This is a genomic window from Clostridium sp. JS66 (genome assembly GCF_033561535.1).
Lineage (GTDB): Bacteria > Bacillota > Clostridia > Clostridiales > Clostridiaceae > Clostridium_AM > Clostridium_AM carboxidivorans.
Genome location: NZ_CP131467.1, coordinates 2990689 through 3008626 on the forward strand (window position 1 = coordinate 2990689; position 17938 = coordinate 3008626).

Sequence of the window (17938 nt, forward strand, 5' to 3'; positions counted from 1 at the left end):
GTGTAAATAAGTTTAGGAAGTGGTTAAATGGATAGTACATTGGTCATTTATAAAAACCAAGGATATACTACTAAAAAGTTTGCCGAGGTTTTAAGTTGTACTCTTGGACCAGCTAAAATCATGTTATTTGGACAATTCAGAGGCAGCTTTAAAAATTATTCCAATGTAGTTATTGTCATGTCAGTTCATTCAAAAGATGATTTTTGCAAGTATGTAAATTTTATAAAAGCAAATGCTAATGAGTTAGAAAATAAGAGAGTTGCAATTCTTTGTACATCTTTGAATATTATAAATTCAGATGAACTTCTGAAAAAGGTATGTAATATACTAGGAAAATGTATAATTTTTTCAGAACATTTTCCATCACTTATGGATGAATCAGAAATTTCCAATAAAGCTTTACAAATAAAAAGTATCTTTAAAGATAATAGTGATATGCCAGCAGATATTTTAAAAGCGAAAATTGAAGAATTTCTTCTAAGGCATGATACATGTACCTTATGTACTGCACATGAAAATAAAGTAAGAGCTACACCTATTGAATATAAATATTTAAATCAAGCAATTTATTTTATCAGCGAAGGAGGTGAAAAATATGCACATATCTATGTAAATCCTCACGTTTCTATAGCAATATATGAAAATCATAAGGACTTTAAAAGTTTAGCCGGAGTTCAAATTTCAGGTATTGCTAAATTAGTAGAAAGATTTAGTGATGAATATAATACTGTCATGAAAAAAAGGGGGTTGAATATAGAAAATTTAAAAAATATGTCTATTTATTTAAATGTTATAAGGGTTACACCTAATAAATATGAAGTCCTTTTTTCAGACTTTTCTAAAGAAGGTTATAATGTAAAACAAGTTCTCCAGTGTTCTGATGAAATTACTATTTAATAAGTAAATTAAAAGCAACAGCTGCAAGAATATGTTATAAGGTTACTACTTCATAGCTTTTAGTGATTAAAGTATATTTACAATTACTAAAATTATATTAAATATAGAATTTTTAAAATTAGTTTTCTAAGGGGTTGTTGAATTAGTGATTTTTAAATTGCTATGAACAATCCCATTCCATTTACGATAATAGTGGTTTTAATTTTAGAAGTGCTTTTTTATAACATTAGCAAAAACATCAAAAAAACTTGGTGAAGGAGGAACTTTGCATTATAATTGACTTAAAATTGTCTATATATGTAGAATAATATGCTAAGTTAATAATAACACTATAAATCAATTTAATATAAAAATATATGTATTAATCAAAGGAGGACAAGTTTTGATGAAATGGTTTAATAATTTGAAGATATGGCAAAAAATAGCAAGCTTATCTGTCTTTATGTCAATATTTATAATAATAGTAGGTGTAGTTGGAGCTGTTAATATAAAAAAGATAGGAATTAACTCAAATAGAATGTATTCTGATAATCTTATTGGAATAAATGCTATTAGGACCATAAAAGATAATCAGACACAAATTAGAGCAGATTTGCTTTTACTTGTATACAAAAGAGATAGAAGTGAACTTGAAGATGTGAAAAAAGAGATATCTGATTTGGAAAAGGAAACTAGTAATGCACTAAATACATATAAGGAAGGTTCCACTACAAGTGATGATATGAAGATGTATACAGAACTTCAAAAGTCAATAACTGACTATAAAGAAACTCGTGACCAACTTATAAAACTTGTAGATGAACAAAAATATGACGAAGCTGTGAAATTCTTCTCTAAGGTTGGAACTGCTAGAGAAAAAGTAAGTAAACAAATTGAGAATATAATTAAATTAAATGAAAAAATGGCTAAAGAAAAAGATGTTAGCAATGGACAAACAACTGTAAGTTCTTTAATAACCATTGGATTTGTAAGTGTTTTAGCATTAATTATTGCTATGGTGTTATGTGGAATAATAGCTAACATAATATCTAAACAATTGAAGCAAATATTAAAATTTGGAGAAGCCTTTGGAGAAGGGGATTTGACACAGCAAATTGATATTGATAGTAAAGATGAAATAGGAAACCTTGCTAAAGCTTTAAATACTGCAGGAGAAAATATAAAGAATTTAATTTCTCAAATTAATAGTAGTGCATCAGATATAAGTGCTTCTAGTGAGGAATTATCAGCAACAACAGAGGAAGTTTCTGCTAATACCCAAAATGTAACCCAATCAACTGAACAAATTGCAAAGGGAAATGAAAATTTGGGTGATGTAATAGAACAGGTAGATGCTTCTATACAGGAAATAAATTCAACTACAATTGAATTATCAAATAAAGCTGATAAAGCAGCTTTATCTGTAAAGGAAATAAAATCACGAGCATTTGAGGTAAAAGATAAAGCTAAAAAAGATATAGAAAATGGAAGTAAAATTTACGATGAAAAATATAATAATATAATAAAAGCTATAGAAGAAGGAAAAGTAGTAGGTAAAGTAAGAGAAATGGCTGAATCAATAGCGGATATATCAGAACAAACAAATTTATTGGCTTTAAATGCAGCTATAGAGGCAGCAAGGGCTGGTGAACATGGAAAAGGATTTGTTGTAGTAGCTGAAGAGGTAAGAGAGCTTTCAGAACAATCTGCAAGTGCTGTTACACAAATTCAGAATATGGTAGCACAAATTCAGAGTGCATTTAACAATTTATCCAACAGTGCAAAAGATATATTGGATTATATAAATGATAGTGTAAAGCCAAGTTATGAATTATTACTAAAAACTGGTGTAGCTTATGAAAAGGATTCTGAATTTATTAATAATATGTCAGAAGAAATAGCTTTAGCAACAAAAAAAATGAGTAAAACAGTAGGTCAAGTAACAAGAGCTATTGATAATGTAGCTTCAACTGCACAAACATCTGCAGCAGGCTCTGAAGAAATATTAAGCAGTATAGGTGAAGTGTCAACTGCAATAGAAGATGTTGCAAGATCAGCACAAACTCAATCTGACCTTGCACAAAAGCTTAATGAAATGGTAATGAAATTTAGGGTATAGAAAGCTAATTGATATGTGGTACTTATCATACATAATTTATTAAGAATAGCTAAGGAACTATGGTGTAATTTCATAGTTCCTTATTTTGTATATTATAATAAGTGAACATGGATTTTGTAAAATCAGTTACAAGTTATATATTATAAATCATAATATTTAATTTCAATTTCTATAAAATATAGAAATTAAAATTATTTTCCTTGATGAAACGCTTGAATTCTAATATAATTCAAGATATAGTCTACTTTTAGTTGGATAATGAAATTAAATTTTACAATGAACCTGGATTTTCTTAATGTTAATTACAAAAATAGAAGGGGAAAATAATATGGCAAACGCGAAAATATTAGTGGTTGATGATGATAAATTAAGTTTGACACTTATGACAGATATTTTAAAAGCTGAAGGATATATGGTTTATCCGTTTGATAATGGAAGTTCTATATTAGAAATGGTGTATTTGATCAAACCATCTGCAATACTTTTAGATATAATATTACCAGAAATTGATGGATTTGAAATTTGTAAAATGTTAAAGGGAGATATTCAGACTCAAGATATACCTATTATTATGATAACAGGAAGAACTCATAGTAGTGATGTAAAAAAGGCATTGGAGCTAGGAGCTTTTGATTATATTAAAAAACCTATAGATGAAGTGGAATTAGCTGCTAGAGTTAAATCTGTTTTGAGATATAATGAATATCAAGAAAAGTTAAAGGCTATGGCTATTAAGGATGGTCTTACTGGATTGTATAATCATACCTTTTTAATAGAAATATTGGAAAAAGAAATTAGAAAGCATGAAAAAAAATCTTCTAGTATTTCTTTTGCAATGATAGATATTGACCATTTTAAAAAGATAAATGATGTTTATGGTCATTTATTTGGAGATAAAGTATTAAAGGGACTTTCTGATATTTTATCAAAATCAGTAGCTAATTTTGGTATTGCAGGCAGGTATGGTGGAGAGGAATTTGGGATTATATTTACAAATTCAGATAAAGAAGTTTTATATAACTTATGTGAAAAATTAAGAAAAAATGTTCAGGATAATGAGTTTGAAATAGGTAATGATAAAGTAAAAATAACCATAAGTATAGGTGCTTGCTTTAAGGAGAACGTTAAAGATTTAAAAAGTGATGAAATTATAAGGCAAGCTGATGAAGCATTATATAAAGCTAAAAGTAGTGGGCGTAATAAAGTAGAAATTGTTTAATAAAATATTTTTAAGTACTTTAAAATAAGTTAATATATGAAAATGAAAGCTATGGAATTAATAAGTTAAAATTATATTCCATAGCTTTTTAAGTTATAAGTAGAATCTATACTACAATTAATTGTATATATTTATCTATATAGAGTATCATAATTAATTCCTTGAATAGTTATATTCATCACATTAATAATTAATATGAGTGATTTATAAGCATTAAAATAATAATTAAATTATGCTTATTTTATATTTTAGGAAGTTTGTCTTGAATTTTTATCAGTTTATTTATTTAAAATCATTGCTATAATTTTAAATGGGACATATGTCCTGTATGTAAAGGTTTAATTATATTATTATTATAAAGGAGAACGAGAGATGAGCATTTTAAAGCTAGTAGAGGTTATTGAAAAAGAAAAAACTATTTACAATATTTTAAAGTCGTGTCCTTATGAAATACTTAAGCAGTGGGAGATATTTAAATATAAAAAAGGAAAAATGTTTTTGAAACAGGGTGAGATATATCCATACTTTTTTATAATAATTGAAGGGGAAGCTAATATTTTCATTATGTCTCATAATGGAAAAAGATATTCTCAATCAATATATACAAAGGGTAATTTCATTGGTGAATTGGAAATATTCAATAACATTCCCTTTAGTTGTTCCATTGAAGCAATAACAGATATTAAGCTTTTGGCTTTAAAAAGAGAGTATTTTTTAAAGTGGTATGACATGGACAAAAATATATCTAGATATATTACAGAACAAATGAGTTTTGCATTTTACACTCTTTCACAAAAATCAGCAGAAGATACCTTGTACACATTAAGAGAAAGAATATGCAACTATCTTTTAGAAGAATATAGTAAAAGTTTTAAAACCAATATAAAAATAGACAAGGATACTTTAGCTGCACAATTGGCAGTAACAAAAAGAAGCTTAAATAGAACTTTTATGGAATTTAGAAAAGAAGGTATCCTTGAAATAAGCAATTCTCAAGTTTTCATTAATGATTTGAATAAATTAAAAAATTTAACAAAGAAGAATATTTAAATGGAGGCTTATTTATGACACTTATTCAACCACACATAAGATGTTCAAAGGATTTAGAAGTAAAATATGCTATACTTCCAGGAGATCCTAAAAGAGTAGATAGAATAGCAGAATTTTTAGAAGATGTAGAAGATGTAGAATTTAATCGTGAATATAAATCTTTAGTAGGATATTATAAAGGAATAAAGATACTTGCCATGTCTACAGGTATGGGAGGAGCATCTACTGGTATAGCTGTAGAAGAACTTAAAAATATAGGTCTTGAAGTTTTAATAAGAATTGGAAGCTGTGGAGCTACACAAAATGGAATAAGAATAGGAGATCTCATTATACCTAATGGAATAGTGAGGGATGAGGGAGCTTCAAGAGCTTATGTTGAAGAGAAATACCCAGCAGTACCTGATACTGAACTTTTATTCAATATTATTGATAGTGCACAAAAGAAAGGATTTCCTTACCATGTAGGCATAACAAGAAGTCATGACAGTTTTTATACTGATGAGGAAGAAAATATAGATAATTATTGGAGTAAAAAAAGAGTTTTAGGTGCTGATATGGAAAGTGCAGCATTATTTGTCATAGGAGGCTTAAGAGGATTAAAAACTGCATCAATTTTAAATGTAGTTGTAGAATTTGATGGCAATTTAGAAGAAGACATAAATGGTTATGTTGATGGAGAAAATGGCACCTTAGATGGAGAGAAAAAAGAAATATTGACAGCACTGGAAGCAATTTATGCTTATAGTAATAAAAATTAAATGGAGGTGATATTATGAGTAAAAATAAAGGATGGTCTTTAAAGCTTTCAACTACATCTTTAGTTTTAATACCAGCAGCAGTAGGTATAAATTATATAGGTAAACTTTTTGCAGGAATATTAAAATTGCCACTATGGCTTGATGCTATAGGAACCATGCTTGCTAGTATATTGGCGGGCCCAGTGGTTGGTGCTGTAAGTGGAGCTATTAACAATGTTATTTATGGATTGACTATGGATCCTATATCATTTATATATGCTTTAACGTCTATTTCAGTTGGACTTGTTTTAGGTTTTTTAAGCTACAAAGGTTTTGTAAAAAATGCATTTACAGCAGTAATTGCAGGAATAATTGTAGCTTTAGTAGCAGCTTGCGTATCTACACCAATAAATATAGCATTTTGGGGTGGACAAACAGGTAACTTATGGGGAGATGCTTTATATGCAATTTTAACTGCTAAAGGTCAACCAATTTGGATAGCTTCATTTATAGATGAACTGGCAGTAGATATTCCAGATAAAATAGCTACAGTTTTAATAAGTTATGCTATATTTAAGGGACTTCCAAAGGCTCTCACAGTTTTATATCAAAATAATGAAGTTTATGACTTGGATTAGTCATTTTTAAGGTGAGGTGGTCACATGAAAAATTTAAGTTTATATACAGAAGGAAATAGTTTTGTACATAACATAGATCCTATTAATAAAATTTTATATATAATTACAGTTATAGCTGTTGCTGTAATAATTCCAAATAAAATGTCAGCTTTAGCTTGCATAGTAGTAAGTTTTATATTAATAGCTTTTGCTAAAGTTTTTAAAAAGGTTATTCCACTTATAAATTTTAGTTTGCTTATTCTTATATCTATAGTTATAATTCAAGGATTATTTTTCCAAGAAAATAAAAATGTTGCATTCACTTTAGGAAAAGTGAATTTTTATAAAGAAGGTTTATCTCACGCTATTCTTATATGTTTTAGAGTAATCAATATACTTTGTGCTTTTGCCATACTAATTTTAACTACTAAACCTTCTGATTTAATAGAAGAGCTTGTTAAAAAGGGATTATCACCAAAAATAGGATATGTTTTAAGTTCCGTTTTACAAATAATCCCCCAAATGACATCAACTATGGGAACTATAATGGATGCACAAAAGTCAAGGGGGATGGAAACTGAAGGAAAACTTATAGTTAGACTAAAGGCATTTTTTCCTCTTATAGGTCCTGTGGTTATGAATTCATTAATAGCAACTAGAGAAAGAGCTATGGCTTTAGAAGTAAGGGGATTTTCTTCAAATGGAAAAAAGAGCTTTTTAAATGAGAGAATTTATCCTAAATTTAATGGATTTTTTAGAATATGTATGATTTTGATGATAGCTGCAGCAGTAGTATGGAGGGTAGCTTTATGAAGAAAATAGTAGTAGAAAATTTAAAATATAAATATCCTCTTTCAAAGGATTTGGCGCTTAAGGGTGTATCATTTGAAATAGAAGAAGGAGAGTTTATAGGTATTGTAGGAAGAAATGGTGCGGGAAAATCAACTTTATGTCAGGCATTGACAGGGTTAGTACCTAATTTTTTCTTTGGTGGATATGGAGGAAAAGTATTAATTGATGGACTAGAAGTGAGAAAAACTCCTATAAGCGATTTATCTTTGAAGGTTGGTATAGTTTTTCAAAATCCTTTTACTCAAGTTACAGGCTCTAAACTTACTGTATACGAAGAAATTGCCTTTGGACTTGAAAATATGGGACTTTCAAGAGAAGAAATGAAAGAGAGAATAGAGTATTCTTTAAAGCTTTTATCCATAGAAAAATTTAAGGATAGAAATCCTTTTGCACTATCAGGTGGACAGATGCAAAGAATGGCAATTGCCAGTATAATAGCAATGAAGCCAGATATAATAGTTTTAGACGAACCTACATCACAGCTTGACCCTGAAGGTTCAGAAGAAGTATTTAAATCAGTTCATAAATTAAGTAAGGAAGGCATGACTGTAATAATGGTAGAGCATAAAATTGAAAAGATAGCTAAGTATTCTGATAGAATCATGCTCTTAAGTGAAGGAAAGTTAATAGATTTTGATATACCAGAAAAAGTTTTTTCAAGAGAAGATTTAAGAAGCTATGGTGTTAAAGAACCTTCTTATACAGAAATGTGTAAAGAATTATCTATAATAAATCCTAAAACTGGATTATATCCAGCAACATTAGAAGAAGCTTATGATTTGGTGGTGAATTCAAATGAACAAAAAAATTGAAGTTAAAAATCTTCATTTTTCATATAGCAAAGAAGAGGAAATTTTAAAAGGAATAAATCTACAGTTAGATAACAGAAGTACAGCTATAATTGGTCAAAATGGTGCAGGAAAAACTACTTTTGTCAAACTACTAAAAGGTCTTTTAAAACCTTCAGAAGGAGATGTACTTATAGAAGGTATAAATACTAAAGAAGCAACTGTAGCTAACTTATCATCAAAAATAGGATTGGTTTTTCAAAATCCTAATGATCAAATATTTAAAAATAAAGTAATAGATGAAGTTATGTTTGGAGCACTAAATATTGGACAAAGTAGAGAGGAAGCTTATAAAAATTCCATGAATACTTTAAAAACGGTAGGGTTAGAGCATTTAGAACACAGCAATCCTTATGATTTAAGTTTATCTGAAAGAAAGCTTATAAGTATAGCTTCAATAGTTTCTATGAATACAGATATCATAATATTTGATGAACCAACAATTGCGCAAGATTATGAAGGAAAAGAAAAAATTAAAAATATAATATTAAAATTAAAAGAAAAAAATAAACTTGTTATAACCATAATTCATGATATGGACTTTGTAGCAGAATGCTTTGAAAGAGTTGTTGTGTTTTCTCAAGGGAAAATGTTATTGGATGGCACAACAAGGGAGATTTTTTCAAGAGAAGAGGAACTTAAGAAAGCATATTTAGAAGCACCTCACATAACTAAGTTTTGTAAAAAATTGGGCTTTGATAAAACATTCTTAACTGTTAGTGAATTTGTAAAATATAAGAAAAACATTTCATAAAATTAAAACACCCTGTAAATTTACTTATATAAAGTATTTTACAGGGTGTTTTAAAATGCAATTGAGAACATATGACGAAAAATGATAATAATTGTATGAAATTTAAAAAATATAATGAAAATTGTTGATATATATTACCATATATGCTATAAGTATATCAGATGTTCATAGTATATATGGGGAGTGTGAGTAAAATGAGACTCGTACCAATACAATATGTAAAGACTGGAAGTTTTTTGGCCAAAACCATTTATGATGATAAAGGAAGTATCTTACTAAGAGAGGGTGTAAAACTAACAGCTGGTTATATAAAAAGAATAACACAACTTGGTATGTTTAGTATGTATATAAATGATGAATACAGTGAAAAAGAAGTTGAGGATGTAATAAAACCAGAGTTAAGGCAAAAGGCAATTAAAACCATAAAAGAAACATTTTATAGTCTTGAAAAGTTTAATTTAAATGTAGGAAAGAATGCATTTAATGATAAAATGCTTATGGCCGAGCGAGAAAAGTATTTTGAAGATATAAATGATATTGTAAAAGAAATTATGGAAGAACTCCTTTCCAAGAAAACGGTTTTAATTAATATTGTAGATATAAAAAGTATGGATAATTATACTTATCAGCATAGTGTCAATGTAGCAGTATTATCTTTAGTACTTGGTATACAATTACAGCTTCAAAAAAAACAATTATATGATTTATGTTTAGGTGCATTAATTCATGACATTGGAAAAGCACTTATACCGCATGATATATTATATAAAAAAGAAAAACTTACAGAAGAAGAAAAAAATACATTGAAGGACCATCCAATAAGAGGCTATGATTTTCTTAAGGGTAGTTTGGATATATCTGCACCAGCTAGAATTGTTACCCTTCAGCATCATGAAAGAGATGATGGGAAAGGATATCCGGAAGGGAGAAAAGGAGATGAAGTAAATATATTAGCTCAAATAGTAGCTGTAGCGGATGTATATGATGCATTAACCTCTGATCGTCCTCATAGAAAAGCTTTAAGTCCCAATGATGCAGTGGAATATATTATGGCTGGTGGAGATAAGCAATTTAACTATGAGGTAGTAAAAGCTTTTAGTAAATGTATAGTGCCATATCCTGAAGGAACTATTGTTAATTTGAGTAATGGAGAAATAGCAGTAGTTGAAGAAGTATATCCTAATTTTCCGTTAAGACCTAAACTTAAACTTATAAATAAATCAAATGAGGAAGTTTATAGAGATCTTAGATATGAATTGGAAATAGTGATAAATGGACCTCAATATGAAATTTCATAATGTAAAAGTGGCGTTTTGTAATAGTATACAATTGTAAAACTCATAAATTGAGGTTGGTATTTTTGTAAAACAAAAAAATATGTGTTTAAGTATCTCTAAATTTGAAGTATAATGTTTTTATGGAAAAAATTTCAACTAGAATAAAAGATATAAAACCAGTTAAGGGGGATGCTTAAATGAGTATTAGAAAACAAAAGTTTATTAGGAGATTAGTGGTTACATCCATCTGTATACTTTTATTTGCTTTTACAGCATGGACTATTTTTATGAAAACAGCAAGTAAAAAACCTATAATTATTGGTTTTGATGCTCAGCTTACAGGCAAACAGTCTGAAATTGGGGTACAAGAGAGAAATGGAGTTCAGCTTGCAGTTGAAAAGATTAATGCATTAGGTGGTATTAACGGAAGAAAAATACAATTGATGATACGTGATGATCTTGGAATGCCAGAGCAGGCACAAAAAATGGATTCGGATCTCATTAAACTAGGTGCTGTTGCGATTATTGGACATGCTACTAGTGAAGAAACTTTAGCAGGTGTTAAGATGGCAAATGATGCTAAAGAAATAATGGTAGGACCAACTGTCTCTACTCCAAAATTAACTGGAATAGATGATTATTTTTTTCATGTGTATCCTTCCTTTAACGAGAGTTCAAAAGCTTTTTCAGAATATATTTATAAAAAGAATAATGTAAAGCAAATGTGTATAATTTATGATACAGATAATAAAGCATATTCAGAGGATTATGTTGAAATTTTTGAAAATAAATTTAAATCTTTAGGTGGTAACATAAATGAAGAAATTAGTTTTTCTTCTAAGAGTCAATCAGATTTTTCTTCATTATTATCTAAATTAAATGATAGTAAATCACAAGGAATATTCATAATTGCATCAGACATTGATACAGCTATGATTGCTCAGAAAATTAGAGCTATGAATTTGTCACTTCCACTGTATGCTTCATCTTGGGCACAAACACCAACTTTAATTATTAATGGCGGTACAGCAGTTGAAGGAATGAAGGTTGAACAATGTTATGTTCCTAATAGTAAATCTCAAGTTTTTAAAGATTTTCAAGATAAATATAAAACTAGATTTGGAAATGAGCCTTCATTTGGAGCTGCTTTTGGTTATGAAGCTGCTTCAATGCTTACATATGCCCTTAAAAGAACTGAAGGAAAGAAAAAAGGTTTAAAGGAACAAATTTTAAAAAATGGTGATTTTAGAGGAATAATGGATAGTTTTTATATAGATAAGCTTGGTGATACGAAAATACCTTTCTACTTAAGTTCTATTAATGGAGGTCAATTCGTTGTGCTTGAACAATTAAGCCCAGCAAATTCTGAAAATAGCATTAATTGATGAAGTGTATGATTAATGCATATTTCATTGTTAATTAAGCTATTTTTATAATAATTAAATAAAAGTTTTTATAAAGGTAACTCTCTTTGCATATAAGCTAGGGAGTTTTATTTTTTATTTAAAATTCCATTGGTAAAAAAGCCCAAAAAGATTGTTAACTTAATACATATATTTCAATTTAATAAGGTGTTACTATAATAATGAAAGGAAGATACATTATTTGTAAATTAAAATATATAAAGAAATTAAATTTTTATATTACTACAAAACATTTTGGAGGTGTTTTTTATGGTTAGAGAATCTATTCTTAGATACAGGGTAAATCCTGACAGTACACATTATTTAGGTGGGGTTATGAAACCCAATAAACATTTAGATATATATGGTGATGTAGGAACTGAACTTTGTGTTCTTCAAGATGGTGATGAATCACTATTTGCAGGATATGAAAAGGTAGAATTTTTAAAACCAGTTTATGAAGGAGATTATATTGAGTGTCATGGACGTATAATTAAAGTCGGAAATTCTTCCCGCAAGTGTGAATTTGAAACATATAAGGTAGCTACTCCTGCTAGACTTAATGGAAAACCTGATGCTAAAGTAAATGATGTTGACGTTCTAGATCCCCCAGTTTTGGTAGCAAGAGCAATAGGAACTTTAGTTGTTAAGAAAAATTGTCAAAGAGGAATTCAACCAGAGGGTGTTATAAAAAATAAATGGGAATAATATTATAAAATTAGGAGGCGCTTATAATGTCAGATACTTTTGTTAAACCAGAAAAAAATTATGAAACTATGATACGTACTCGAATGTCTTCAGGTGAAGCACATTATGCAGGGGAATTAGTTAATGGTTCTCATACAGTAGAATTAATGGGTGACGTTGCAACTAACCTAATGATTATGCGTGATGGCAATGAGGGTACATGCTTAGGTTATGATGAAATTAGATATACATTTCCTACTTATGCAGGAGACTTTATAGAGGTAGATGGACGAATAATAGGAGAATGTGGAAATAAAAGAAAAGTACAGTTAAGAGCTTTTAAAATAGCTGAAAATGCTAGAATGTTAAGGCAAGACTCTGCTGTGAATGTTTACGAAGATCCTGTTATGACAGTTGAAGCTACAGCCATTTATGAAGTACCTGAAAAATAATTCGGTTAACAATAAAAATAGGGTTTGATACTGATTCAGTATTGAACCCTATTTTTATTATAATTTCATTTAATTTTTAATATAAATATTTATAGGTTCATATAATGGAATAAACATTTTATTCCATTAATATATCTTTTTGGAACTAAAAGCATTAAAATATAATTGAATAAGTTTGAAATAGGCTTTGATGGGGGAGAGTTAATTATGGAGATTACATTTGATCAGTTAATAAACTTGCCAGAATTAAAGGATTTGAAATTAGTAAGTGGAAACAAGGGGATTTTTAGAAGGGTAAAATGGGTACATATTATGGAAACTCCTGATATAGTAAGTTATGCACAAAGTGGTGAATTAATAATACTTACAGGGGTAGCAATTTTTGATGATAAGGATGGGTTTGTTGAATTAATAAAGGGATTAATAAAAAAGGATGCAGCAGGGTTAATTGTAAATGTTGGAAAGTATTTTTCAAAGGTACCTGACTATATAAAGAACATATCTGATGAAAATAATTTTCCTGTTTTTGAAATTCCCTGGAAGGTTAGTTTATCAGAAGTTACTAAGGTTATTTGCAATCACATAGTAAAAGTATATCTAGAAGAACTTCCTTATGAAAATTTATTAAAGAATATAATATATGATAAAGTAACCTATGAAGATTTTACAAAAAGGCTTTCAGATTCTGGGTATACTTCATTTAAATCATTTAGAATAATTATTGTATCAATAGACAGGTTTCAAGAATATTTACCTTCTAAAAATATTAAGGATGAACAAAGTATACTTCATATGAAAAGTAGTTTTTTAAGATGTGTGAATAGTTCAATTTGGGATGCAAAATTTCAACCTATTAGCTTTTTAGAAAATGAATCTGTAGTTTTTCTCATGATAAATGAAAAAGATAAGCTTATTAATTTAGGAAAACTTTTGGAGGTTATAAGAGAAAATGGTAAAAAGAACTTTTTAGATATTAATTTGAGTATAGCAGTTGGAAATGCATATACTAAATTTTCTGAAATAAAGACAAGTTATTTAGAAGCTTTGAAAACTCTAAAAGTGATAAAGTCAGAAGGTAGTATTGACAAAAATATGTTTTATTCAGATATAGGAGCTTATAAATTGCTCAGTGAAATAAAAAATGTAACTTTATTAAAGGAATACTACGATGAGACTGTAGGCATACTTGAGCAATATGATGCTCAAAATGATACAGATTTTACGCATATATTTTATGTGTTTATAGAAAAGAACGGAAATTATATACAAACGTCAAAAAAGCTTTATTTGCACAGAAATACATTGATGTACAAGATCAATAAAATACAGGAAATTTTAAAAAAGGATTTAACAGATACAAAGGTTAAGTTTGAATTTTACTTAGGCTATCTTATAAAAAATTTTAATAACTTTTAAATATTATAGGTGAAGAAAGTTTAACAGTATAAAATTTTTATGTACTTAAAATAAGTATATGAAAATTTTATACTGTTTTTATTTATATAAAAATTAGTAAAAAAGTTTAAAAAATCTATTCAATTAATACATATATTTCCACTTATTACAATGTTATCATAGTTTATGAAAGGTATATAGCATTTTGAAATTTAAACAAAGTAGAATTGTATAAAAATTTAATTTATAGGGGGAATATATATGGATTTTAGGTTAGGAAAAGAACAGGAAAGTATAAGGACTATGGTAAAAGAATTTACAGAAAATGAAATTAAGCCTATTGCTGGAGAAGCAGATAAAACAGGTGAGTATCCTATGGAAGTATTTAAAAAAATGGCAAGCATGGGGCTTATTGCATTACCATTTTCCAGCGAGTATGGAGGAGCAGATGGCGATTATTTATCATATGTAATAGCTGTAGAAGAAATATCAAAAGCTTGTGCGGCTTTAGGAATTTCTTATTCCGTGGATGTATCACTTTGTGCATCACCTATATATATGTTTGCTACAGAAAGTCAAAAGAAAAAATACTTACCTGATTTGCTTAGTGGTAAAAAAATAGGAGCATTTGGCTTAACTGAAGCTAATGCAGGTACAGATGTTTCTGGAGGACAAGCTACTGCAGTTTTAAATGGAGATTATTATATATTAAATGGAGAAAAAAAGTTTACAACTAATGGACCAATTGCTGATACTCTTATGTTTTTTGCATTGACAGATAAAACTAAAGGTTCAAAAGGTATGTCAGCATTTATAGTGGAAAAAGATTTTCCAGGATTCTCAATTGGAAAGCTTGAAGATAAGATGGGAATAAGAGCAGCTCAAGTATCAGAAACACTATATAAAAATTGTAGAGTTCCAAAAGAAAATTTAGTTGGAAAAGAAGGAGAAGGATTTAAAATAGCTATGAAGGCTCTAGATTGTGGAAGAATAGGAGTAGCAGCTCAAGGACTTGGAATTGCAGAAGGAGCACTAGAGGAAACAATTAAATATGTAAAGGTAAGAAAGCAATTTGGAAAAGAAATATATAAGTTCCAAGGGTTAGCATGGATGATGGCAGATATGGATATGAAAATTGAACAGGCTAGAAATTTAGTATATAAAGCAGCTTGGGAAAAGGATAATGGCATACCATATTCAGTATCAGCAGCAAGAGCAAAGCTTGCGGCTACTGATGCAGCAATGTATGTTACTACAGAAGCAGTTCAAATTTTAGGTGGATATGGATATATGAAGGATTATCCATTAGAGAGAATGATGCGAGATGCTAAAATAACTCAAATTTATGAAGGTACAAATCAAGTTCAAAAAATGGTTATATCAGGAGCAATGTTTAAATAAAAAATTAATACCCGTAAGAATATTCCAAATTTTTATTCTTACGGGTATATGAACCTTTACCTTTTTTTGGTTTGTGAATGCCAGTACCTCTAGAAATTTCGTTGGTATCAAATTTCCTAGAATTTAAAGCTAATTCATTAACATTAATAGTGAAACTTAAATTTTGAGTCATACATTTCTTTGACTTTTTCATTTAAATCATCCCTTCTTAAAGTATAATATTTTAATCTAAGTATACTAAGCATTCTTCGATAACGTCTATAGGAATTTCGAATTTTATTTCCATATTGATTTTGCACCTCCTTATAAAAATTTATTTTTAATAATAAAAAGTATTTTTGAATAAGTTTTATTACTAAACTTTATTTGTTAGATTATTATATCATATAAATAAAAAAGTTCAAGTCTTTTTTGATTTAATTTAAAAATTTTTTTGATTTAATTTAAAGTTTTAGTTGAAAATTTAATATAATAATTAAATAATATTTTAATATTGATGAATTGAAATTTAAAAAATCGGGAAAATAAGTTATGAACTATCTAAATTATAAAGTGAAAGGAGTCCTATAATATCATGAAAGCTAATGTTGATAAAGATACTTGTATAGGTTGTGGATTATGTCCCGATGTTTGTCCAGAAGTATTTCAAATGGACGATGATGGTAAAGCAAAAGCTATGGGAGATGAAGTACCATCTGGGCAAGAAAGTAGTGCACAAGAAGCAGCAGATCAATGTCCTGTAAATGCAATTTCAGTGGAATAAGATGTATTAAAAACAACTAGAAGATGAGTTAGTATATTTTGTGAAATATTTTTTTCAAAAGAATAAAACAATTGTAATTGAGAATATATATTCAGTAACACAAAATATACTAGCATCTTTGATTAGTTAATTGATGGACTTAATTACAGAATTTAAAAAGATTAAGATTAAGTAAGATAGTCTATTTATAATAAAATATCATATAAATTTATTAAAAGTAAGGCATTTAATTTTCTAAAATAAACTATAAAATTAAAAAATACAAAAATAAATTTCAAAATTTCTTAAATTTATGGTATAATGAAAAAGATTGTTTTTCATTTTGCATATTATAACCTATTATAATATGTAATTGGGGAAAGAGTAAAAATAATTAAGAAAAGTATAAAGGAGAGATATTAGTGAAAAAAATAGTAAAGTTTATTACGGGAACTTTAACCGCAGTATTCTTACTGGGAAATACGGTTTTTGCAAAACCAGCAGCTAATGACCCCTCACAAGACGGAAATGTTAATGTCAATATAGAAAAACTAGATAATGACATACAAAATGCTTTAGTAAAATTGGATAGCAACAATAAGGAAATAACTAAAACTTCAAATGACATAAAATCATTAGAACAACAGATAAAAAATAATGATAATGACATAACTCAGCACAAAGACATATTGAAAAAAAGAGTACGAGCAGCATACATAAATGGATCTGATGGATATATTGAAATGATATTGGATTCAAAAGATTTTTCAGACTTTCTATCTAGAATGGAAGCAATAAAGACAATTGTAGCCTTTGATAACAAAACAATTGCTTCTTTAAATGATAAAAAGGGCAAAATGGAAACAGAAAAAAAGAACTTAAGTGAAAAGAGTACTAAATTGCTAAGTTTAAAATCAGATACGGAAAAAAAGATTGCCAAGCTTAATTCAGATAAGGATGCTGCTAAGAAGTTAGCTGCTCAATCTCAGCAAACACAAGGCTTATATGCTTCAGCAGCGGTTTCTAAAGCTAGCTTATCAAGAGGAGCATCTGTATCTTTAGGAAGCAATGCAGTAGTAAATTATGCTTATAGTTTTATAGGAACTCCTTATGTTTGGGGAGGAACTTCACCTTCAGGATTTGATTGTTCAGGATTTACTCAATATGTTTATGCACATTTTGGTGTTGGACTTGGAAGAACCACTTATGAACAAATAAATGATGGTAGTACGGTATCAAGGGATCAGCTTCAACCAGGAGATTTAGTTTTATTTGGAACATCAAGCAATCCTCACCATGTTGGAATATATGTAGGAAATGGAATGTATATTCATGCACCACAAACTGGCGATGTGGTTAAAGTTTCACCTCTTACTAGAGGAGATTATTTAACTGCTAAAAGAGTTAAATAAATTGAAATAGAAGTGGACAAGTTAGCAGCATAAATTATTTTATGTTGCTAATTTTTTTATTTAAATTCAATTGTTGAATATAAATATATTATTGATT

At 28.5% G+C, this 17938-nt stretch carries 18 protein-coding genes; 17 read left to right on the forward strand and 1 reads right to left on the reverse strand.

The features are described 5' to 3' along the window. Positions 1 to 27 precede the first annotated feature (27 nt). The 15 genes from Q6H37_RS13995 to Q6H37_RS14065 all read left to right on the forward strand — a co-directional run bounded on the left by Q6H37_RS13995 (position 28) and on the right by Q6H37_RS14065 (position 15687). Positions 28 to 897, forward strand: a complete 870-nt coding sequence (locus Q6H37_RS13995) for a pyridoxamine 5'-phosphate oxidase family protein (RefSeq protein ID WP_318742601.1) — start codon at positions 28 to 30, stop codon at positions 895 to 897. A gap of 385 nt (positions 898 to 1282) precedes the next feature. Next, positions 1283 to 2995 (forward strand): methyl-accepting chemotaxis protein, encoded by a 1713-nt coding sequence (locus tag Q6H37_RS14000; RefSeq protein WP_318743025.1) that lies wholly within the window; start codon positions 1283 to 1285, stop codon positions 2993 to 2995. Between the two features lie 328 nt (positions 2996 to 3323). After that, positions 3324 to 4214 carry a diguanylate cyclase gene (locus Q6H37_RS14005; protein WP_318742602.1) on the forward strand — a complete coding sequence of 297 codons (891 nt, stop codon included), beginning with the start codon at positions 3324 to 3326 and terminating at the stop codon, positions 4212 to 4214. 372 nt (positions 4215 to 4586) lie between these two features. Next, positions 4587 to 5264, forward strand: coding sequence for a Crp/Fnr family transcriptional regulator (locus Q6H37_RS14010; protein WP_318742604.1), 678 nt, complete (start codon positions 4587 to 4589; stop codon positions 5262 to 5264). 14 nt (positions 5265 to 5278) lie between these two features. After that, positions 5279 to 6022, forward strand: coding sequence for a nucleoside phosphorylase (locus tag Q6H37_RS14015; RefSeq protein ID WP_318742606.1), 744 nt, complete (start codon positions 5279 to 5281; stop codon positions 6020 to 6022). Between the two features lie 14 nt (positions 6023 to 6036). Then, positions 6037 to 6639: a membrane protein gene (locus Q6H37_RS14020; RefSeq protein WP_007061282.1), complete on the forward strand. Its 603-nt coding sequence runs from the start codon at positions 6037 to 6039 to the stop codon at positions 6637 to 6639. 24 nt (positions 6640 to 6663) lie between these two features. After that, positions 6664 to 7431: an energy-coupling factor transporter transmembrane component T gene (locus Q6H37_RS14025; RefSeq protein ID WP_318742609.1), complete on the forward strand. Its 768-nt coding sequence runs from the start codon at positions 6664 to 6666 to the stop codon at positions 7429 to 7431. Continuing rightward, entirely contained in the window at positions 7428 to 8282 is an 855-nt protein-coding gene (locus Q6H37_RS14030; protein WP_318742611.1) for an ABC transporter ATP-binding protein, read from the forward strand. Before Q6H37_RS14025 ends, Q6H37_RS14030 begins: the two co-directional genes overlap by 4 nt. Then, a complete protein-coding gene (locus Q6H37_RS14035) occupies positions 8266 to 9072 on the forward strand; it encodes an ABC transporter ATP-binding protein (RefSeq protein ID WP_318742613.1) in 807 nt (268 codons plus the stop codon). The genes Q6H37_RS14030 and Q6H37_RS14035 overlap by 17 nt, the downstream gene beginning before the upstream one ends. Positions 9073 to 9266: 194 nt before the next feature. After that, complete coding sequence (locus Q6H37_RS14040; RefSeq protein WP_318742615.1) at positions 9267 to 10370, forward strand: HD-GYP domain-containing protein; 1104 nt, start codon at positions 9267 to 9269, stop codon at positions 10368 to 10370. Between the two features lie 176 nt (positions 10371 to 10546). Next, positions 10547 to 11734, forward strand: coding sequence for an ABC transporter substrate-binding protein (locus tag Q6H37_RS14045; RefSeq protein ID WP_318742617.1), 1188 nt, complete (start codon positions 10547 to 10549; stop codon positions 11732 to 11734). Positions 11735 to 12022: 288 nt separating this feature from the next. After that, on the forward strand, positions 12023 to 12460 hold the full coding sequence (locus Q6H37_RS14050) for a hotdog domain-containing protein (protein WP_007061277.1): 438 nt from the start codon (positions 12023 to 12025) through the stop codon (positions 12458 to 12460). Between the two features lie 26 nt (positions 12461 to 12486). Next, entirely contained in the window at positions 12487 to 12891 is a 405-nt protein-coding gene (locus Q6H37_RS14055; RefSeq protein WP_007061276.1) for a hypothetical protein, read from the forward strand. A 207-nt stretch (positions 12892 to 13098) separates the two neighbouring features. Then, positions 13099 to 14307, forward strand: a complete 1209-nt coding sequence (locus tag Q6H37_RS14060; protein WP_318742620.1) for a PucR family transcriptional regulator — start codon at positions 13099 to 13101, stop codon at positions 14305 to 14307. Positions 14308 to 14547: 240 nt separating this feature from the next. Next, complete coding sequence (locus Q6H37_RS14065) at positions 14548 to 15687, forward strand: acyl-CoA dehydrogenase family protein (protein WP_318742622.1); 1140 nt, start codon at positions 14548 to 14550, stop codon at positions 15685 to 15687. Between the two features lie 4 nt (positions 15688 to 15691). On the opposite strand, the gene Q6H37_RS14070 is transcribed toward Q6H37_RS14065, so the two are convergent. Further along, complete coding sequence (locus tag Q6H37_RS14070) at positions 15692 to 15880, reverse strand: hypothetical protein (RefSeq protein WP_318742624.1); 189 nt, start codon at positions 15878 to 15880, stop codon at positions 15692 to 15694. A gap of 381 nt (positions 15881 to 16261) precedes the next feature. Here Q6H37_RS14070 and Q6H37_RS14075 point away from each other — a divergent pair, with 381 nt between their 5' ends. Continuing rightward, positions 16262 to 16450, forward strand: a complete 189-nt coding sequence (locus tag Q6H37_RS14075; RefSeq protein ID WP_318742626.1) for a ferredoxin — start codon at positions 16262 to 16264, stop codon at positions 16448 to 16450. Between the two features lie 401 nt (positions 16451 to 16851). Beyond that, positions 16852 to 17841 carry an NlpC/P60 family protein gene (locus tag Q6H37_RS14080; RefSeq protein WP_318742628.1) on the forward strand — a complete coding sequence of 330 codons (990 nt, stop codon included), beginning with the start codon at positions 16852 to 16854 and terminating at the stop codon, positions 17839 to 17841. Positions 17842 to 17938 lie beyond the last annotated feature (97 nt).